A 20409-nucleotide genomic window follows, 5' to 3' on the forward strand; every position below is an offset into this window, starting at 1 on the left:
TCCTGTAACGGCGGGAATATATAATAGGTCACCCCCACCCCAGTCTGGGGTGGGGGCTGACCTATTACGGGAATGTATCTTAATAGAAATATCCAGATTTGCCTTTATTTTTTGCATTATAAAGTGCTAAATCTGCTTTTTTAAATAAATCTACTATGGTTTGCGCCTGCTTAGGATACAAAGCAATCCCGAAACTCAATCCAACGAAGATTTCATCTTCATTGATTTTAAGTGGTTTTTGCAAGGATAATAAGATTTTTTCAATATATCGGATTGCACTGGCTGCATCAGTATGGATAAGCAAGATAGCAAACTCGTCTCCACCAATCCTGGCGGCTAGGTCGTATTGCCTGCAGTTTTCAGTCAGCAAATCTGCAACCTGCTTTAGTACCTCATCTCCTGTCATATGACCATATTGGTCATTGATTCCTTTGAATTTATTCAGATCCGCCAAGATTAAAACCAATTTTTCTTTTTCTCGCTGAGCTAAATTAAGGTTATGTTCAAAATGCTCAACAAATTTATATCGATTAGCCAGTCCAGTGAGTTGATCAGTTGAGGCCATTCTTTTTATTTTTCTTTGTTCTTCTAGTCGATCTGAAATGTCTCTGGACGAGGCATAAATATAGTTTTTCTCCTTTAAACTAATGCCTTTTGCGTTAATTTCAACATCAAAGATAGAGTTATCCTTGCGTCTATGCTTCGTTTCGAAGGTTGCTGGGGAGGCCAATAATTTTTCTAATATGGCTGCCATTTCATCACCGGGTATACAGGCATCCCAGTCTCTTACATTGAGTTTTAAGGCTTCTGCTTTTGTATAACCGAGGGATTCTGCAAAAGATTGGCTACATTCAACCACATTGCCATCTTCATCCAGTATGTGTATCCCATCGCCTGCTAGCTCTAAAATAGTCCTAATTTGTTCAGCCTTTTCTATTAATGCTATTTCTGTGTATTTTCGGGATGTTATATCGGTCTTAATTGAATAGTATTCGATAGGATTTCCATTAGCATCAACTCTTGGAACAATGGTGGCATCAACCCAATAGAGTTTCCCGTCCTTTCTTTTATTACAGAGCTCTCTACGCCAAACATGGCCGGCTTCAATCGTTTGATACAGGTTTTGATAAAAGGCTTTATCATGTAAACCCGATTTAAGGATTCTGTGGTTTTGTCCAAGGAGCTCATCTCTCGTATAGCCACTTAATTGGCAATAAAGATTGTTAACATAAGTTATTTTTCCAGAGGCATCGGTGATGCATAGACTACTGTGAATATCCACTAATTCTTTATGAAGCTTTAGTAGTTCAATTGATTTTTTTAGCTCTTCATTTTTTGATTCAATAATTCGCTCGAGATGAACTTTATGGGCAAGTAATTCAGACTCAGTTTTCTTACGATGAGTGATATCATTGACAAAGGCAAGTATATAATTTTCATTGTCTTTAACAAATAAATGCGCACGAATTTCAACTGGAAAAACTTCACCAGTTTTTTTCCTATGCTGCGTTTCAAAATGTAATTGTTTTTTATCGATGAATTCATGCCAAAATGCAGGCCAAACCTCTTGTGGAAAAAAGGGATCCCATTGCCATACAAACATCCCAACCAATTCATCGTTGGTATAACCCAATGATTCACAAGCTGCATTATTTGCATAAACGATTTGGGACTCATCGTTCATCAAAAAAACCTCATCAGAAGAAACCTCTGTTGAATAATGAAAAAACTTATTATTAATCGGTATATTAGACTCAAATTTTGAACTCTGAGCAGGCTTTTTAGCAGTTGATTCTTCCGCAAGAGTCACTAATCTTTTTATGAAACTTTCGATGCCTAATAAACTGAGTCTGTATAAGTCATTAAATACCGATTGCTCAATCTGCTTAAAACGAATAAAGCTGTTTTGAAAGTTTCTTCTTTTTATTGGTTTTTCAGATAGGATTAAGTGCTCACTTTTCCTTAGATAGTTTGAGATGGAATTGAATACTATATGAATATCTTTACGTTCTCCTTCGAGGATCTGGAGAAAAGAGTGTTCAGAGTACAATAAAAAGCCACTGAGATTATGTTCTAAGGAATAAGCGCTAAGCTGTTCAAAAATCTCATTGAACTCTCGGCTATTAGAGCCAGGGTCTAAAGAGCTGATATAGATTAATTGGTATTCATCCATTTTATAAATTTAATTCTAAGCGTTCACGTTCTAGTCACCGAAAGTCTGCATTAGTTGCAATCTGTGCTCAAATCCAAACTTTCAACATACACTCTGAACGGAAATATTTAATTTTAAGTATTGATTAAATAGTAGAGTTAATACAACCAAGCTGCAAGTTGTAGCTAGTGCTGAGTAATAAGTCACGCTCCACATTCTGTCATCCTTCGCTGTGCTCCCAAAACCTACGTCATGTCGAACGTAGAGAGACATCTCCTGAGTGTAGTAGAGTGCTAATCCCGGAGATCCCTCACTATGTTCGGGATGACGGGCTATGTTAAGAATCATTTTGAATTGATAAACTCTTCGTTTTAATCAAATACTTTCTGAAATCAGGTGAGTTGTGGAGCCATTTTTTTAAATGTTCAACAAACATCCAAATCAAACGCTCCTCACTCCGTTTTTTTTGATAATAAGCGTGAAACTCAAGGTCCATTGAGAAATCACTAAGCTGAACTATTCTAAGTTGTTCATTCAGCAGACGTTCATTAATCAAGCCCCAACTCTTGCCAAACTCAATCATTTTAATATTGTTATATATAGTATTTACTTCCGCAGCGATTTTCAGTGAAAGTCCCTTCTGTGCGACCAGGGCGTCAAAATTTTGGCGCAATAAGCTTTGGCCTCCTAGCAAAATCGCATCATATTTGACTAATTCAGCTAGAGAAATAGGCGAGTCTTGCTTGGCAAGAGGATGATTTACGGAAACAACGGGTAAGATTTTTTCTTGCCATAAAGCGGTGGTGCTTATACTGTCAACAGAACTATCGCCCGCTTTAGGTAAGATAACGAGGTCAAAATTGCCATTTTCTAAATTGATCCGACGATCTTTACCCGGAGCAATTTTGCTTACTATAAAATACTCCGGGTGATGCTCATGCATGTGGTTGATAAATTCAGGCAATACTGAGAAGGAAACATAGGGATTAACCCCGACATTAATATTTAATTTAGGCTGACTTTTTCGGTCATTGTGCTCAGCCTTCATCATTTCATTATAAATATTTACTAGCTGTCGAAAATAGGGAAGAAAAGCTTTGCCCTTCTCAGTTAACTCTAGACCTAAATGATTACTAAAAAGGAGTTGCGCTCCTACTTCTTGCTCTATTTTTTTGATGCGCCTGCTTATCGTTGGCTGCGAAGCATGCATATGTTTTGAAGCTAAGAGAGTAGAGCGGTACTCAATTACTTTAAGGAATGTTTTTAGATCTAAGATGTTCATCTAATACCCCTGGCTCCTTGAGAAATTCCTTTGTTTGTCATTATATCTTTGATTCAAGTATAGAAGATTGCAGAGCACCTCGATTTTTCCCTTCTCCCCAGACATCTAAAGACGTGCTGTACTTGACTCTAGTAGAGGTTCTTGTACTGCCAAACCTTCCCTAGCAAGCCGCAATGGATAGGCAAAAAAAGCATATTGATTAAATAGCTTTGCAGCGATGACATAGGAGATCTCTTTAGGCAATTGGGATAGCGGGGAGTCTTTATCAAGGAGTCCTTTTTGAATTGTAATGGCCTGATTTATGGCCCCTGCCTTTAAGCTAGGGTAGTTTATAAGAGACTCTTCTAATTGACCTAGAAACTCAATAGGCCCTAGATTGTATAAATTAAACTCAAACACATTGATTTTATACTTTTTTATTCTCTCAGCATGATTAGCGTAATTATTAGCATTATCAAAGTGAATAAAGATATCGCTATTTTTATAATAACCCTCGCTTAAGGTCTGAAAACGTTCTTGACCACCTGTACCCCAAATTTGAAAATTTAGTTTCTCAGATTTTCCAGGCACTATGATGAAGTCTAAACCAATTGCAGGTGGTTGATTAGAAGGGCTCTGCTTAATGCATTCACCTCTGAAATTTTTCTTTTGCTCTGAATCACCAATGAGCACAACCTTAATAGTAGGAATATTTTCACTTTTAAACAGCATTCTCTCTCCTAATGTTCTTATTTCTCCCTTCTCCCCTTAGGGGAGAAGGTGGCGCGAAGCGACGGATGAGGGGCGATTCAGGCTCAATTGCCTCAATTTAAGAACGGTTAGACATAAGCCCTAACGTTAAAGCACTAGGGAATACAGTATCATGATCCATCTGCGGGATTATATTCAAAGTACTTCTCAAATTTGGATGCGATTTTTGGTTGATAATGACATTCAAATCTTTTACATCGTCAACCATCCTATAATCACCTTTATTCTCATTCTCTCCGATAAAAATCATCAATTGAATAGGCTTTTTTACAGAAAAAGTTTGTTTGTTTTTAGCTGCTTTTAAAAGTAAATGATTATCGTACCAAAGTGAAGGGCTAACAACGATATAATTATTAAAGGTTTCAGGGTGATTTAATAATAGATAGATACCAAATAGTCCACCAAAAGAATGACCAACAAAGGTAGAGTTTTTATTTGTTTGATAATGACTTGCCATGTATGGCATCAGCTCTCTATGTATAAACTGATAAAACTTTGAAGCACCGCCTGAATACTGCTGATATTCTGGGCCGTACCCGCCATTTTTTACATGGCTAGGCGTGTAATCCCTTGTTCTATTTTTTTTATATTCAAAATCAGGATAAGCGATCCCAACTATAATGTACTCATCAAGGCGTTTCCTTTCTGATAAATGTCCAATAATTTGTTTTGCTAATAAAAAGCTGTAATCAGCATCAAGTAAATAAATAACAGAATAATGCTTATTGTTACTCTCATAATTTGGGGGGAGATGGATATATAAATTGTAATTAACTCCGTTGGAATGAGAGATAAGACTATCAATATGAGTATGTGATAATTTGAAGTTTTTTAATGAATTTCCCTGTTTATTCAAGGCAAATAAGCAGGAAGAATGAATAACAAATAAAGAAATTATTATAAAAACCTTAAATTTTCTCACCAAACACCTCTATTTTACTGATTAGAAAAAGGCAAGACATCTATACAGTACCCACTGCCATTAAGTTAAGGGCATTTGTCATTCCCGCGAAGGCGGGAAACCATCTCTACATTGGCACTGTGTTTAGCCAGAAATAGTTTCCCGCCTTCGCGGGAATGACAAAACCTTCTTTAACTGAATGGCAGTGTATACAGCACCTAACATTTAAACACTACCGGTTATTGCAATTTTTACGTAGTTGATTCAAGAAAGCCTTAGTTAGAACGGATTAACATAGATCCCCTATTGAAATAACCAAGCCAATAACGCTCCTGTGTTTTTCAATCGAATAAATCAAATTTGCTGATGACTTTGGACAAGGCGGCATTTTCTGGCGCAGCTCCTCTCTTAAACCTCGGCAATTAATTGATAAAACAAAGTAAATAAAACCGATGCTTGTCTATTATGCGACCAGGGATAAGGTAGTCTATGTAGATGCTCAGGCCTACAATGGCGAGACCAAAGAAGGGAATCCCATCTTATTAAATCTGACTGAGCATTATAAATTTGCATCAATGGTGAAACGTCTAAGCAAAGATGTCTTTGGGGATAATGTCTTTTATCTCCCAATGATGAAAGAGCTAGCGCCTGAAAAACGAGTACAGGCTAAGCACTCCCCTGGTTTTTTCTCAGCCAATGAAAACGTTGTACTGATGGATCTGGACGAAGAGGCCTTTCCTACCCCTCATTCTTTGAGCTTTGATAATTGATAAAGGTTATAGATTAGGCGTCTTGCCGAGCCTACATTCGCTTGCAAGACCTTGTTGCATTTTAAAAGAAACCTTGATTACGCTGCGCTCTGAGGAGTCCTGGCATTTTTTTAAACAGAAAGCATGTGCCATATAAGTTCTTTCTGTTCTTTTGTGTGTCATTCCCGCCTACGCGGGAACGACACACATATAAGTCAAAGTAACTGATTAATGTTCACATAGGTATATAAATGATACTTTGATTAAAAAAATGTCAGGATCACTCAGCGCTGCGTTGCATCAAGGCTACACATATTTGACAAATCGTAGCCTTGATGTAGCGCAGCCAATCAAGGTTTTCCTTAGAGAAGAATAATCATCAACTAAGTTGTAATAGGTTAGAGAGAGCTCACATAATTCGCACTGTTCTCCAACCCTAAATTAGCTGGTGTAAATCCTGCACGAGTAAAGGCTTCCCTAAATTGTTCAATAAGATAATCAGGTGCTTTGTTTCTATCATGATTCTGACTGCGAGTACTGCGATGCCCTCCGCCATGCATGGTAACGGTGGCTGTGGTGGAAGGGGCTACCTCTTCTATGGGAGCCAAAATAAAGGCATAAATATTTTTCATCTCAATACGACATCTATTGGCGCCTGTTTTTTTAATTACACCACCAAATTCGAGAGTGAGGTTAACTAAGGCTCTCAAATTGATTGAATCATAAGGAATTAAACCAAATACCTTCATAAAAGTATCTAGATGATCTTTATTGAGGTTTAGCGTATTTTCTTGAGGTTTTTCTGGCTGTGCTGCTTCTTGTCTCTTTGACTTTTTGTGTTTTAAAGGGGCATAAATAGTGGTATAGATTGATGCTGTCTCTGCTTCATCCTCTTCCCCCTCCTCTTTCTCTTCCATTCCATACTCTGCTTTACTTAATACAGCTTTTGGTCTTCCATCCTCTTCTTTCTTTGACTTTTTGTGTTTTGAAGGGGCATAAATAGTGGTATAGACTGATGTTGTCTCTGCTTCATCCTCTTCAGCGTTTGCACAATTATTGGTTTCCAGAGGAGCGGAAGCTGTTTGCAACTCTAAAGTTTCTGTAAAAACGATTGAGTCTGCTATTGATTGTTGTATACCTGCGGTTGGTATTGAAGAAGAGTCGTCTGGCAATCTAGGCGTTAGTTGTGGAATTTCAGCTTCTTGAGTTGTTGTATTGCTATCAAGAACATCGTTAGCAGTATTTAACACAGTTGCTAAAGTCTGTGTATGTTGGCTGTCATCAAGGTCTACTGTGGGGAGCTCTGTTATCTCAACTGGCGTGACTAACTCAAGCGACTGAGTTACTAATTGAGCTTTCGCTTCATGCTTTGACTTTTCTAAGTTATGCAAGAAATCAGTCATCTTATCTTCCAGCTGATACAGTACCTTCATGCGCTCAAAAATCTTAAGATAGCTATCATTCAAAATCATATGCCCAAAGACCAGGGAGTCTTGCGACAGAGCATCTTGAGCAGCAAAATATTCGTCTATTAACTTTTGCGATTCACTATTTGGTAAGGTTTTCGTTAGCTGGTTAACTAATTTATTCTTTCTAAGTCTTGCGTCAGCTTCAGCGCTTAGGCAACAAGCATACTTGTCGGATACACAATTGATCTCCACATCCTCTAAAAACCTTAAGCAACTAGGGCTAATTTCCGTTTTTAGAATAGCTAGCATTTCTTTTTTTAGGTGAGTACTAGCCATAATAGGTGATTTTATATTTTTAGTATTAATGTCTTTAGTAATGTCTCTTAGTAACCTTTTCGCATCCGTTTTTTTATAAAGATTATTTAATAAGCGTTGGATATTTTTTTTAGTCGCTGTGGTTTCAATATCAATCAAGCCAATGGAGTATTGAAAATAAATATTCAAATAAAGATAGTCAGTGCTATCCTTTTCTGCAGAATTTTTAAGCCGAGTGCAATCTTTTATATCGTCAATAGTTTTCGTAGTAAATTCTTTTTTGGCACTCTGAATCAGTTCGCCGTTTTGAAGTCTGCTTTGAATTTGTAAGGGCCTATCATATAAATGCACGGTATTGGAAAGTATAATTTCCCAGATTTCGTCTTGTTTGCCCTTAAGTAATCGTTCGGCTATGACTTTTTTATAGGCTATTTCTGCATCTATATATTTTTTGACTCTCTCGACTGGCGCTTCTTGCTGGTTATCTTTAATAGCGCTTGTTCTAGAAAAAAATACGAAGGTTTTGTCTTGCATAAGAGTGGTCTTGGCAGATTAAACGGTTTTATATTTTAGTTTTGGAAGCTTAAGGAAATATTAAAATCTGTTTGAGTTTCAATCAGTAATAGGTCACTCCGTCTCTCTAACATAGCCCGTTTGGGGCAAACATCAATAAAGACGCCGTCATCCCGAACATAGTGAGGGATCTCCGGGATTAGCACAGTGTTACACATCAGGAGATGTCTCTCTACGTTCGACATGACGTATGTCTTTGGGAGCGTAGCGAAGGAGGGGACCTATTACGAGTTCTCTATGCTTTTGCCAGGTAATCTTCGCCATACTGCTCTAAGTAGTCCTTGTAATTACCAAGATAATTCTGCACACCATGCTGTTCGGTTAACACAATGACCCGGGATGCAATTTCATCAATAAAATAGCGATTATGACTGACAAATAACACGGCTCCTGGAAACAGCTGAATTGCTTCGATTAATGCGTCTATAGACTCAAGATCCAAATGGTTGGTTGGTTCATCAAAGATCAGCACATTATGTTTTTCTAAAATTAGCTTGGCCATAATTAACCGGGCAGATTCTCCACCACTTAAAACCCCAATCTTTTTGTCTACATCCTCTCCACGAAATAATACCTGCCCAAGCACTTTCCTGATTTCTTGCCCAGCTGCAGCGATATTATCTTCCATCCATTGCAATACAGATTGTTCTGGCTCTAACTGAGTTCGATAATCTTGAGCAAAATAACCCACATTGACTGTATCAGACCATTCAAATTGGCCCTGGTCTGAGTGCAATTCGCTTAATAAAATTTTCAGTAAGGTGGATTTTCCAATGCCATTGGGTCCAACAATGGCACATTTATCACCGCGTTGTATGCTAAAAGATACGTTTTTTAAGAGTACTCGTTCATCAAATTTTTTATGCAACTGCTCCACTTTAATTACTGATTTACCTGATGATTTCCTCTGCTGGAAATTAAAATAGGGCTTAAAAATATTTGAATCCTTGATCTCAACCAACTCGATGCGATCTATCATTTTTTGGCGTGAAGCAGCCTGACCAGCTTTACTTGCTTTTGCACCAAAACGATTAACAAAACTTTGCAAGGCATCAATTCGCTTTTCCTGGTTTTTTAACTCAGATTGTTTGAGTCGCAATCGTTCTTCTTTAGCAAAACAGAACTTATCGTAATTTCCTGGGTAGTCCAGGACGGTATCATAGTCAATATCGAGGATGTTGGTAGAGACATTATTGAGGAAGCTTCTATCATGGGAGATAAAAATTAGCAGACCCTTAAACGAGGTTTTCAGAAACTCTTCCAACCAGGCAATGGATAAAATATCCAGGTGGTTGGTTGGTTCATCGAGCAACATAATATCAGGTTGCTGATAAAGAACCTGAGCTAATAAAACACGTAATTTGTAGCCACCGGATAGGGCGCTTAGTGGACCATAATGAAATTTTTCGGCAATACCTAAGCCTAGTAATAAATTTTTTGCTGTCGATTCTGCTTCATAACCGCCTTGATTCATCACTATTTCTTCTAATTCACTCAGGCGATAACCGTCTTCCTCGGTAAAGGTTTCCTTAGAATATAAGCTATCTTTTTCAGTGAGCGCATCCCATAAAACAGCATTTCCACGAATAACAACATCAATAAGACGATCCTCTTCATAACGAAAATGATCTTGTTTCAGAATGCCTATCTTATGATTTTTGGCTTTTTCAACGGAGCCATGCGAGGCTTGCTCTTCGCCTGATAAAATTTTCAAAAAAGTAGATTTTCCTGTGCCATTAGCACCAACAACGCCATAGCGTTGTGTAGGCAATAAGATCAAATCTACCTCTTGAAATAAGGATTTTGGTCCATACTGCATACTTATATTTTTTACATCTAACATCGATTTTGCCTCGTCTTACCTTAGAGCTAACCCTGAGAATATAAATATTTTGCCCAGGTTGTTTATATTTTGGTGAAATATTAACACATTTAGATTAAATAACACTGAGCTTAAGGGGGGGATTATATGAATTCTTAACAGTGGATAAAATAAAAACCCCAAAAAAGATCCGAGACCCCGTGGTTAAGCCCATAGGTAGCTACACAAAGGTCAAGTCCCTTCTTGTCTTAACATTACGTCATCCTTCGCTGCGCTCTGGATGACGTGCCTTAAGGTGACAGGGCTCACCTAAATATGAATTAAAACTGGAGCCCAAACAATTGATTCAATATTGAACTAAAAAATGTTAATCTACCCGCCTATTCTCAAATATAAGCCTTTTCAATGATTCACTCTGAACCCACCAGCCCATCATTATCATTTCACCAGTTACCCTTACGTGAAGAGTTGATAAAAAGCCTTGCTTCATTAAATTATGAAAGTATGACGCCCATTCAAATGCAAAGTCTGCCAATAATCCTTAATCGTGAAGATATTATTGCTCAAGCAAAAACTGGAAGTGGCAAAACTGCGTCCTTTGGTTTATCCCTTTTAAATAATTTAAAAATTCCGTTTTTTGCGGTACAAGGCATGGTTCTTTGCCCTACTCGCGAACTGGCAGAACAAGTCAGTCAGGCAATCCGTCGATTAGCCTGTTTGATGCCCAATGTTAAAATTATTAACTTGTCTGGCGGTATGCCAATGAAGCCTCAGCTGGATTCATTAAGGCATGGAGCCCATATCATTGTAGGAACGCCAGGGAGGGTGCTTAAGCATTTAAATAACGTCTCCTTAGATTTAAGCCATCTAAAGACCTTAGTTTTAGATGAAGCGGATAGAATGTTAGATATGGGATTTTTTGAAGATATCACAAGCATTATTTCGGCTTGCCCTAAGCAACGACAAACCTTGCTTTTTTCAGCGACCTATCCTGAGGAAATCAGGCAATTGTCAAAACAGTTCATGATTAACCCCAAAGAAGTCCTGATTGAAACCCCTCATAGTGAAGTTGATATTGAGCAATGTTTTTATGAAGTAACCAATCAAGCCCAAAAATTCTCCTTGCTTAAATCATTATTGTTTCACTTTAAACCCGCTTCAACCTTAATCTTCTGTAATACCAAGCAGCAGACAAATGATGTGACCGCGGAACTCATCCATGAAGGCTTTAGTGCGATTTCCTTAAATGGGGATATGGAACAAGTCGATCGTGATTTGGCGGTCTTGCGTTTTGCTAACCAAAGTTGCTCAATTTTGGTTGCAACTGATGTTGCGGCGAGGGGGCTTGATATTAAAGAGCTTCCTGCTGTTATTAATTTCGATCTTGCCTTTGATCAAGATACTCATATTCATCGTATTGGCCGAACTGGGCGCGCTGGAAATAAAGGCCTTGCCTTAAGTATTACAACACCAGCAGATGCCCAACGAATTTGCGCTATTGAAGATAATTTGTCACAGCCCATTATCTGGGGAAACAGAAATAAATTTGAAAACAGCTCTCCTAGTCCATTAGTCCCCGAAATGGTTACTCTATGCCTTGCGGCTGGTAAAAAGGATAAAATTCGACCCGGAGATATTCTTGGTGCATTAACTAAGGATGCAGGCTTAGCAGGGAGCTCTATTGGCAAAATTAACATCACTGCCATGCACTCCTATGTTGCAATTCACCGTAGCCAGGCCGACAAAGCTCAGCAATACTTACAAAATGGAAAACTGAAAGGGCGCAAGACTTTTGTTCGTAAAATTGGGTAATAGCTATCTGAAGGATAGATGTGGGGTTGCTGGTTCGAAGTTCTTTCCTGATATTTGCCTCAAAGGGGCTGAGTTGCTCAGCGCGAACGGCTATAAAATTAACCCTCTCCGTCACGCTACATGGGGTAGAGAGGCAATATTATAAGGATAGCAATTATGAAAGCAGGGATAGGCTCAAGAATAGCCTCCTATGGATATGAAAGGTATGTCGATGGTTAATGGAATGGATCTGAATGATGTTAAATTTGATGCTTACCTAGCGAATCGCCATAGCCTACAAGATCCACAAATAATTAAGGTCACCCCTGGAACTACAGTTCGCCTAAGGCTTATTAATGCCTCTGCAAGTACGAATTATTGAGTTGATACGGGAGCACTAACAGCTAAGGCTATCCTGAGCCTGTTTTCTATAAGGAATTGTTGGGTATTAAAGGGGGATAACCTTGTGTCATTCCTGCGTGGATAGAATGTAGAAGTCATCACGCAGGAACGACATTTTATAATGCTTAAAGAGTTAAAGTTTGTTCCTGTTCCTCGCTTAATTCCGGAATATCATTCTCAAATAAAATCGATTTTATACAGTCCCACATTTTCTCAAAGAAATTGCGCTTATCTATAATTTTTGCTGTCAAATCGTCATAGATATCTATGTCCATTGTTGTATTTGTATAGGCCAAATGATTATCTTCAATGCGTAGATGAAATTTAGTTTGCGCTTTAGCATAGGGTTCACCATCATTTTCCATTTCAATTGGAGAGTCTATGTCATTATCAAAGTAATAGGACATTAGTTTATTTGTTTCTTCGATATAAATTTCGTTACCACTTTGATTTAAGGAAATATTAATTTCTGTTTGAATCTCGGGTTGTTCCTCATCAGAGATGTTTCGATTTTCTAAAAGAAGTTTACTAAAGGAGCGCTCACCAGCACCAATGAGGCTATTTTCACGGAATAACTTATAAAACTCATTAGATAAAACCTGATTTCCGTTAGTTATGCCTAATAGGCTCGCGTCCATTAGCCTTACTACATGTGGTCCAGTTAGCAAAATACCCGTACCTATCTCAGGTTCAGTAGTTAATAACTTTTTAAATTCATTTGCTACGAGCACATCATAATCATCATATGATTCTTCACTATCATCATCTTCTTGTGCTAGCAAAAAGTTCTCTACATTTTCGATGGCTTTAGTTTTAAATCCCTTTATATCTTCTATTAACTGTGGACTAAATAAGGGTTGCTTATTACAGTTAATAACAGCTTCATTTGCAATTAACCAGGCTAGATTGACCAAGCAATCATTTTTTCCCTCAGGGGATAATTGAGCATATTCCTTTGGATTAGCAATTTCACTTTGATCAATAGTTTTTCTTAATTTATTGAAATTTTCTTTAAATAATGTGTAGTTACTAGTAGTGTGGACAGATGGACTAGCTTGAACAGATGGACTAGCTTGAACAGATGGACTAGCTTGAACAGATGGACTAGCTTGAACAGATGGACTAGCTTGAACAGATGGACTAGTTTGAACAGTTGGACTAGTTTGAACAGTTGGACTAGTTTGAACAGTTGGGTGAGATTGATCAAATTCTATTTTCCGACTTTGGCTATAACTTGACTCAAATTTCTTTTGTTTAGATGGTTTGTCTCTTAAGTTTTCAAGGACTATTCCCGCGGTTAGGCCATCTGGATAAGAGATTCTTATCGAACTTGAATCAACTTTAATCATTTCCCCAAGCAACTCTAAGATATGAGGACGAGCTTCTTGGAAGTTTGCGGTATCAAGAAACTTGTTAGTCCGTTCTATTTGTTTTAGCAGTTTTTCATTCTTAGGATTAGCTATTTTTAATTTATATAACCATTCAAGAAATTCAGTATAGTTCATGGTAAACCTTATTAAGTTGCTTAATTAAGTTTAAAACATGAACATTAAGGCATTATTATGTTTTTATTGGTCAGAGATAATTGAACTTTGTACGGGACAAAAAATGTGTAATCTCAGAGAAAACTCGAATTCCCGCGGTCAAGCCCATAGCTATCTACACAAGTGTCTGTAATAGATGAGCCCTGCGTCCCCCTAAGACACGTCATCCAGAGCGCAGCAGGGTGCTAATCCCGGAGATCCTTCGCTGCGCTCTGGATGACGTAGTGTCGAAACAAGGAAGGAGGTGACCTTATTACAGACACTTGTGTAGATAGCTATGGGCTTGGTCACGGGGATTCGGAGCTAGTTAGTGGATTCCTATGTTTTGTCCCTTACAGAGATAATTGAAGTTAGAGTGATGAGAGTAGTTGATAAATGAGATGGCATAAAATTAATTATTTATAGTTCTAAGAAATAGAAAAAAATAATGACGTAGCATAAAGATATTAGCTCTATTAACCTTAGGAGAATCTAATATCTCATACTCCCGTCTACGTCATTGGAAAATCAAAGAGCAGGCGCGAATTTACCTTTTTTTCATAGTTAATCCAAACTAAAAATATTGATATACCTTATTAATGATTTTGATATTAGTTGGGCGGATGACCCATAAGTATCTACACAAAAAAAGCAAACGTCACTCATCTAATGAAAACCTTGATTACGCTGCGCTGCATCAAGGCTACACCTGTGTAGATACCTATGGACTTGACTGCGGGGATTCAGAAGTGGTGGAGGATATCGCGAACAAAATCAATTTACATGCTTCTTAATATTCTTTTAAGCTTTCTAGTCTATATTTCTGCCCCATCACTCCAAAATATATGTGTAGATCAATGAATAAAGTAGTTATCTGTGGTGCCGGGCCTATAGGTTTGTATTTAGCGATCCGTCTTAAGCAAATGGGAGTCAAAGACATTGTTGTTTATGATCTCAGAGCTGGTGAATATGTACGGCCTGGGCATTTAAACAGGACCGTATTTATCACTGCAGAGCAAGGTCTTAAGATACCCCTTTGGGATCATAGTAAAACAGGGCACATAAAAGATCTGGAAAAGACACTTTATGCAGAAGCCTGCAAATTAGGTATAAAGATCGAGAAAAAGCGTTTTGTTGGATATATGAATAAGCCCGGTAAGAAAGGTGTTATTGTTGAAGATTCTGATAAAAATCAGACAGAAGTTGAATCTTATATCACCTTTGATTGTACCGGCTCGCGGCGCGAGGCTGTTCATGCCCTTAATATTCGCCAACCTGGTGCATTTACTTTAACACCAATTATTCAAGAAAAAGATCTGCTAATAAAAAGGCATTTTTTAGCCTATGTTAAAATGCAACCCCAACATTATCGTTCTTTAAGAGACTCTAATTTCGAGTTCTATAGCGCTGAACAATATGTTGAATACATGGAAAAATTTCGTGCGATGGGATGGAAGGAATTTACTCATCCCTATTTTTATGAAAAAGATTTTACCAATAATAAAGTCTGTATGTATATCGAACAGCCCGATTCTTTAGCGCCCGAGCTATACGGTCAATGGTTGCAAACGGTGCTTGAGTTTCACTCGATTGATCCCTCGATTAGATATGAGCTCTGTGTTCCTAAAGGGGATAAGAAAAAGCCTCGTTTTAATGCCTTTACCGTCGATCCTAAGGTGCTATCGCCACTTTCATTTGCGGGATCCAGGCAACTACCCACAGTTGTAGCCCAAGGTGATGCCCAAATCGATTTTAATCATCGATTGGCACATGGTGTTGAGGATGGACTTGAGCGTGTGGAAACCTTTCTTAAGGATCTCGATATCATTGATGGTGTTATCTACTTTGATGGATCTACTTTCGCTTCTAGTGTAGAACCTGAGTTGACAGCTCACCAAGAGAAATTGGTCAGACACTATAAGCGGCAGAAAACAAAAGCCGAAGATATCCTTAGTTCGGCAAAGGCGCATTATACAAAAGCCTTTCATGCTGCCGCTGATGCCGACACGCAACTAAACCTACATGATACTTTGCTTATTATTGAGGCTAGAATTTCACATAAGGCTGCGATTGATGCGCTAGCTCTCTGCGGTAGTAGCCTATTTAAGAAACTTGGTGCAAATGACTTGGCGTTGCTAGATAAAGTTCAAGCGGATATTGCTAATGCTGAGGAGCACCTCACTGAACTCTATGCTGGTTTAAGAGCAGAACTTCCTGAAATGAGGGCAAAGTTAGCGCAATATTACAAAGTAGTAGGGAATGATTTTTTCCAAAAAAAATCTTACGAAGAAGCCGCCGCGACCTATATAAAATCATTAAAACTTATCCCAGAAAACGCCATTACCTTGGATAGGCTGACCCTGGTTTCCAATTTAATGCTCTGTTATAAAAATCTTGGTGAACTAAGAGATGGGATTGAACTTCTAAGTATTGCTTTAACCGATACCCTAGATAGTGACAAAGAAATAGCACTTAAAAAAGAAAAAATCATATTCAACTTTGTTCAGTGCTTAGCTAGCGCCTTAAAAAAGGAGGCGAATTTGTCAGGCGATCTTTTATTAGTGATGAACCAGGTTCAACAAAGACTCAGCTCAAAATCCAAGATTGCACTAAAAGCCTCCTTAGAAATCATAGCCGAACATGGCTATCTTGACTTGGAAGACCCACCATTCTTGTTTACAAACTCTAAAACGCCCCATTTTTTTAATGAGCAAGTCATGAATGGCTCGAGCAAGATGAGAGTTACCGATTTAAACTTAGGTCAAGCAGCCCTATCTCAATAGATGAAAGTGTCATTGGGTTTCCCTGCCCAGCGTACAACTTCACTATAATCCGCATTAAAAAAAACATGTGGTTAGCGATATTTTAATGTTTGAAACGTATAAGTGTTAAGCTTCCCTTAAGATAAGCTTTGCTATGATTGCGCGGTTGTTTCACTGAGATCACTCCGATGCCTAAAATTCTTCACACTAATGAAAATCCACAACTTGATATCACTAAACCCCTTGAAAAACATGAGGTTCTACTGCAACGATTTGCGAGGCTAATACATCGTGAAGTAGCATTCAAAAAAAAACAACCTGGTTCTACAGCGGTAATTGCTGTAGGCGATAGATTGTTTTTTGCTACTGAAAATCATATCGAGGATAGTGTTATCCAAGAAGTGAGGGAATCTATAGTTGCCAGATTAGATTCTTATACCTCACGTGGTAGCGAGTGGTTAACTGCGTGCATTGAAGAAAAAAGGAAACGTTTTCAAGAAAGTATTGAGTCATTTTCTCACAAGAATGTTCATAGGGAGTTTAACAATAAATGGAAATATAAAAGACGTAATGATGGTTCGCATTGTACACTCGATGATGTCTATAAATTCTTCGAGCGGACAATAACAGCTATTCAAGATGACCTCGATATTGCTGTAATCGCCCTCTACCTTATTGAAGAAGATTCAAGTGTTGAAAAAGAGTTGGTTAAGCTGTTATCTAAGGGAGATATTTCTTATGTTGCTAATAGAGAGGTGCATAGCGAAGATCTAAAAAACGCGCATCCGCACCCTGAAATAACGTTAATTACTTTTGCTGAGAAATTAGTTGATCAATTACCGGTACTTAATAAAAATAAGCAAGAAATCCCTTATCTTTATGTGGCTAGTGGCATTAAAAATTGTAAAAAGTGTCATGCCTTAGTCTCTGGATCTTCTGAACTAAATTTTGAAGGATTTAACGGGGCTTATAAGGCATCCAAATCATCAAATTTCGTAGTCTTCCAGGGTGAGCATTATAATTCGGGCTACCCTAGTTACTGGATTCCAGACTCTTTCCTGTCTCGCCTTGGCAAAACACGCCAAGAATTGCTGCTAATTCTAGATAAGACATCTATACCCTCAAGACAACGCGAGAGAGAGGATAGGATAGCTTTTTATCTTGACCGAATTATTCAAGAGGATAAATCGATAGTGGAGCTAGAAAATGAGCAATCTCTATTGGTCGAGGGAAGTTTAGATACGCCGAAAATTAGCATGCAACAAGAGGCTAATGAGAGTAAACCTCTAGCTAAAAAGCAGGAGGAGCCATCAACAGCAAGTTCTAGTCTCAGTATGTTGTCTACAATAGAAAAGGAAGATAAAGCGTTTAAGACTATGCCTGAAAAAAGTCAGTATGAAGCCTCAGGTCAGTTTTGGGCAAAATTGAAGAAACCATCGGCTAGCACCGACATAACCGACATAACCGACAGCGATCTGAAACTAAAAACAAGGTAGTTGTTAAAAATTGGGGTAAGTGGTTTCTTTGCTTCAAGCTTTTTTGCCTTACTTCTGCGCGGCTTCGCTGCATCCAGGCTACGGACTAATCGGAGCAGCAACGAGATTCACGCAACAATGCCTTGCGAGCAGGGGTGTAAGGCTTTGTTTTATCGATTGATTTCCGTCTGTGAGGCAGATTGTTAATACCAACAATTAAGATTTAATAGTTCATCTTAAGCTTTTCTTAATAAACTGCCTTTAAATTACCGCCTTCTAATAAAACTGGAGGGTATATAATGGCTGCCAAAAAGGAGCATTTTTCTTTAATTACAGGACAATATCTTGCTGAGGGTGAAACGATTATCGCAGCCTATAGAACCAGAAGCGTTATAAGAGTATTTAAAGAGTCCCATGAAGGTTTAAGACAGCTTAGACGATTTTACGGCAATATGTTAGGTGAAGAATTCTTTAAAAGAAATTTGCCGGAGAACGAAAGGTTAAAGGAAAAAGACAGAAAGTATTTTATAAAACTAGCAGATAGGGCAGAACACAAAAATAAGTCTAAACCCAGAATAGTTACTCTTCCTAGTGCAGAAGCAGATGCAGTCTTTGAATTCCTCATTAACGACGAGCCAAGGCTATTTATGAAACAATGGGCTATGGTTGCTTATAAAATAGAGAAGGAACAGAAAAAAATTAGTCAACCACAGGATGTAGATGAGGATCAAGGAGAGCGGGCTCGATTGATTCGCTAGGAAGGGATTTATAATCAGCCTCGATTTTTCCCTTTGCCCCAGGCTTGCGGCACTGCCATTAAGTTAAGGAAGATTTTGTCATTCCCCCGAAGGCGGGAAACTATTTCTAGCTAAGTATAGTGCCAATGTAGAGATGGTTTCCCGCCTTCGCGGGAATGACAAATGCCCTTAACTTAACGTAACTGAATAATCTCGGCGAAACCCCCATTGCTAACCTTAACGACAGCCTCTACCTTTGATTTTGTTGTTTTTGCTAAACTTAAATCGACAGAGGGATTTTGAGAATAGCGGGCATAAAAATAATTCCAAGCACAAAAGCCCTTAATGAACAGAGTACAGCTAGAGGGTAATTGACTCATGAAATAGACCCTCCGCTCAGGCTTAAGGCAGACAGCGAGTGTTTGAAAATTTGTGTTTGCTAGCTCGCTGCAAGGGTTGAAACCAAAATCCAAGTCATAGCCAAAAATTTCCCCCTTTTCATCCATCTTCCAACTAATTGGCAGAACTATAGATTGGCGATGTCTATAGTCGTATTGGTTTTGTAGTCCGTAAATAATAATGACTACTATGGGTATTAAAATTGCGAATGCAAGGAAGGTATTCTTTCTCATTTGATTCTCGCTCGTAAAATAAGGAAATACAGCGCTATAAAGATCGTGAAAAAAACAAAGATAAGACCTGTATTTTGAGAAAAAACCAATAGATAGGGTGAATAGAAATAAAGAGATAAGGTTAGGCTTAGCAAAAAGCTACAAACAATCGCTAACGCATCAGCAGTCCAAAAAAATTGCTTAGAGGCATAGAAGAGTAATAAATTGATTAGCCCTAGGATCAAAATAAAACTCTGTAGGCCAAGATAGCCAATGGGCACAAGAGCCTTCAAACATATAGCAGAAACCACCGTCACAATTGCAAGGATTAAAAAGCGTTTTTGTTTAGGCTTAAGATTTTTTAAAAACATAATGACAACAGCGGCTGCAATATTAATGAGTATTATATAGAGCTTAAACTGGCCTAGGGGGAGCAGCGGTATAAGATTAGAAAAATAAATCAGAAGAAAACAAGTTAAGACACTTAAAAACAGCAAAGCTTGCATGGATTTTTGTATTGATATATCAACTTTTGCTCGTTTAGACCCTAAGTAAATTAGTCCAAGCAGAGAGGGCATTAAATAGATAAGCAGCGCTCTTAACTCAATCAGTGAATTATTTTCAAACCACTCTTGGTCAGGAAGCCAATAGCAAAGAGTTACAAAAAAAACTAAGCCCCAGATAAAACTTACCACTCGTACTCGAGAAAATAAAATCAGTGGTGCACTTAAGAGAGCCCAATAAAAGTGAGGGTAGTAAATTTCTCCGAGCATACTGTATTGATTTGAAAGAACAAAGATTGTAACCATGAGTAACGATAAGAAAACAACTAAGGCTGATTCAAAGTAAATAACAGACGAATTTCTTAGGTAAAATAAAGTAAATCCTACAAATATCAATGATGCCAGGGATAAGAGAAGCATGATTTAATATTAGGGTTAATAGGCTTAACTCTTAGTGTATACCCAAGTAACTTCAAAATGCATGTTTTCAGCAGTTGCCTGGATTGATTGATAAGGGAGAGAGTACCCATCGATCTCGTAATACTTTTTTCAATAATCCTGTTTCGCGATAAAGTTATGATGTTTTCAAACGAAGTTGTCTCAGTGCAATAGAGAATTTTAGAAGCCTTTGAACAAGGGCTGTGTGCAGGAG

At 38.1% G+C, this 20409-nt stretch carries 15 protein-coding genes; 6 read left to right on the plus strand and 9 right to left on the minus strand.

Features of this window, described 5'->3' with window-relative positions; all coding sequences use genetic code 11:
* Window positions 1-79: 79 nt before the first annotated feature.
* The 4 genes from BN1094_RS13395 to BN1094_RS13410 all read right to left on the minus strand — a co-directional run bounded on the left by BN1094_RS13395 (window position 80) and on the right by BN1094_RS13410 (window position 5106).
* Window positions 80-2173 carry a PAS domain S-box protein gene (locus tag BN1094_RS13395; RefSeq protein ID WP_044011600.1) on the minus strand — a complete coding sequence of 698 codons (2094 nt, stop codon included), beginning with the start codon at window positions 2171-2173 and terminating at the stop codon, window positions 80-82.
* Window positions 2174-2489: 316 nt separating this feature from the next.
* A complete protein-coding gene (locus BN1094_RS13400; protein WP_044011601.1) occupies window positions 2490-3434 on the minus strand; it encodes a LysR family transcriptional regulator in 945 nt (314 codons plus the stop codon).
* Between the two features lie 105 nt (window positions 3435-3539).
* The gene (locus tag BN1094_RS13405; protein ID WP_044011602.1) at window positions 3540-4145 is read right to left on the minus strand and encodes a P-loop NTPase family protein; all 606 of its coding nucleotides are present in this window, start codon (window positions 4143-4145) and stop codon (window positions 3540-3542) included.
* Between the two features lie 97 nt (window positions 4146-4242).
* Window positions 4243-5106 (minus strand): alpha/beta hydrolase, encoded by an 864-nt coding sequence (locus BN1094_RS13410; protein WP_245614331.1) that lies wholly within the window; start codon window positions 5104-5106, stop codon window positions 4243-4245.
* Between the two features lie 431 nt (window positions 5107-5537).
* Between BN1094_RS13410 and BN1094_RS13415 the strand changes: the two genes are divergently transcribed.
* Window positions 5538-5855: a hypothetical protein gene (locus BN1094_RS13415; protein WP_044011604.1), complete on the plus strand. Its 318-nt coding sequence runs from the start codon at window positions 5538-5540 to the stop codon at window positions 5853-5855.
* A gap of 377 nt (window positions 5856-6232) precedes the next feature.
* Here BN1094_RS13415 and BN1094_RS13420 read toward each other — a convergent pair whose 3' ends face one another.
* Window positions 6233-8092 carry a hypothetical protein gene (locus BN1094_RS13420; RefSeq protein WP_044011605.1) on the minus strand — a complete coding sequence of 620 codons (1860 nt, stop codon included), beginning with the start codon at window positions 8090-8092 and terminating at the stop codon, window positions 6233-6235.
* 274 nt (window positions 8093-8366) lie between these two features.
* Window positions 8367-9974, minus strand: coding sequence for an ABC-F family ATP-binding cassette domain-containing protein (locus tag BN1094_RS13425; RefSeq protein WP_044011606.1), 1608 nt, complete (start codon window positions 9972-9974; stop codon window positions 8367-8369).
* A gap of 384 nt (window positions 9975-10358) precedes the next feature.
* On the opposite strand from BN1094_RS13425, the gene dbpA reads away from it, so the two are divergent.
* Window positions 10359-11765 carry an ATP-dependent RNA helicase DbpA gene (dbpA, locus tag BN1094_RS13430; protein WP_044011607.1) on the plus strand — a complete coding sequence of 469 codons (1407 nt, stop codon included), beginning with the start codon at window positions 10359-10361 and terminating at the stop codon, window positions 11763-11765.
* Window positions 11766-11955: 190 nt separating this feature from the next.
* Window positions 11956-12126, plus strand: coding sequence for a cupredoxin domain-containing protein (locus BN1094_RS19690; protein WP_141650485.1), 171 nt, complete (start codon window positions 11956-11958; stop codon window positions 12124-12126).
* 145 nt (window positions 12127-12271) lie between these two features.
* Here the strand turns inward: BN1094_RS19690 and BN1094_RS13435 are convergent, their stop codons facing one another.
* Window positions 12272-13651: a hypothetical protein gene (locus BN1094_RS13435; RefSeq protein WP_044011608.1), complete on the minus strand. Its 1380-nt coding sequence runs from the start codon at window positions 13649-13651 to the stop codon at window positions 12272-12274.
* Window positions 13652-14526: 875 nt separating this feature from the next.
* On the opposite strand from BN1094_RS13435, the gene BN1094_RS13445 reads away from it, so the two are divergent.
* The 3 genes from BN1094_RS13445 (at window position 14527) to BN1094_RS13455 (ending at window position 18664) form a co-directional block, all read left to right on the plus strand.
* Window positions 14527-16452 (plus strand): NAD(P)/FAD-dependent oxidoreductase, encoded by a 1926-nt coding sequence (locus BN1094_RS13445; protein WP_044011610.1) that lies wholly within the window; start codon window positions 14527-14529, stop codon window positions 16450-16452.
* A gap of 167 nt (window positions 16453-16619) precedes the next feature.
* The gene (locus BN1094_RS13450; protein ID WP_044011611.1) at window positions 16620-17927 is read left to right on the plus strand and encodes a hypothetical protein; all 1308 of its coding nucleotides are present in this window, start codon (window positions 16620-16622) and stop codon (window positions 17925-17927) included.
* 278 nt (window positions 17928-18205) lie between these two features.
* Window positions 18206-18664, plus strand: a complete 459-nt coding sequence (locus tag BN1094_RS13455) for a hypothetical protein (protein ID WP_044011612.1) — start codon at window positions 18206-18208, stop codon at window positions 18662-18664.
* Between the two features lie 173 nt (window positions 18665-18837).
* Here BN1094_RS13455 and BN1094_RS13460 read toward each other — a convergent pair whose 3' ends face one another.
* Window positions 18838-19275, minus strand: a complete 438-nt coding sequence (locus BN1094_RS13460) for a hypothetical protein (RefSeq protein WP_044011613.1) — start codon at window positions 19273-19275, stop codon at window positions 18838-18840.
* Entirely contained in the window at window positions 19272-20027 is a 756-nt protein-coding gene (locus tag BN1094_RS13465; protein ID WP_141650486.1) for a hypothetical protein, read from the minus strand. The genes BN1094_RS13460 and BN1094_RS13465 overlap by 4 nt, the downstream gene beginning before the upstream one ends.
* Window positions 20028-20409: the final 382 nt, after the last annotated feature.

This window comes from Legionella massiliensis (assembly GCF_000756815.1).
GTDB lineage: Bacteria > Pseudomonadota > Gammaproteobacteria > Legionellales > Legionellaceae > Tatlockia > Tatlockia massiliensis.

Coding starts and splice junctions, on each gene's coding strand:
- BN1094_RS13395 (WP_044011600.1), bottom strand. CDS start 2,173: ATGGATGAATACCAATTAATCTATATCAGCTCTTTAGACCCTGGCTCT.
- BN1094_RS13400 (WP_044011601.1), bottom strand. CDS start 3,434: ATGAACATCTTAGATCTAAAAACATTCCTTAAAGTAATTGAGTACCGC.
- BN1094_RS13405 (WP_044011602.1), bottom strand. CDS start 4,145: ATGCTGTTTAAAAGTGAAAATATTCCTACTATTAAGGTTGTGCTCATT.
- BN1094_RS13415 (WP_044011604.1), top strand. CDS start 5,538: ATGCTTGTCTATTATGCGACCAGGGATAAGGTAGTCTATGTAGATGCT.
- BN1094_RS13420 (WP_044011605.1), bottom strand. CDS start 8,092: ATGCAAGACAAAACCTTCGTATTTTTTTCTAGAACAAGCGCTATTAAA.
- BN1094_RS13425 (WP_044011606.1), bottom strand. CDS start 9,974: ATGTTAGATGTAAAAAATATAAGTATGCAGTATGGACCAAAATCCTTA.
- dbpA (WP_044011607.1), top strand. CDS start 10,359: ATGATTCACTCTGAACCCACCAGCCCATCATTATCATTTCACCAGTTA.
- BN1094_RS19690 (WP_141650485.1), top strand. CDS start 11,956: ATGGATATGAAAGGTATGTCGATGGTTAATGGAATGGATCTGAATGAT.
- BN1094_RS13435 (WP_044011608.1), bottom strand. CDS start 13,651: ATGAACTATACTGAATTTCTTGAATGGTTATATAAATTAAAAATAGCT.
- BN1094_RS13445 (WP_044011610.1), top strand. CDS start 14,527: ATGAATAAAGTAGTTATCTGTGGTGCCGGGCCTATAGGTTTGTATTTA.
- BN1094_RS13450 (WP_044011611.1), top strand. CDS start 16,620: ATGCCTAAAATTCTTCACACTAATGAAAATCCACAACTTGATATCACT.
- BN1094_RS13455 (WP_044011612.1), top strand. CDS start 18,206: ATGGCTGCCAAAAAGGAGCATTTTTCTTTAATTACAGGACAATATCTT.
- BN1094_RS13460 (WP_044011613.1), bottom strand. CDS start 19,275: ATGAGAAAGAATACCTTCCTTGCATTCGCAATTTTAATACCCATAGTA.
- BN1094_RS13465 (WP_141650486.1), bottom strand. CDS start 20,027: ATGCTCGGAGAAATTTACTACCCTCACTTTTATTGGGCTCTCTTAAGT.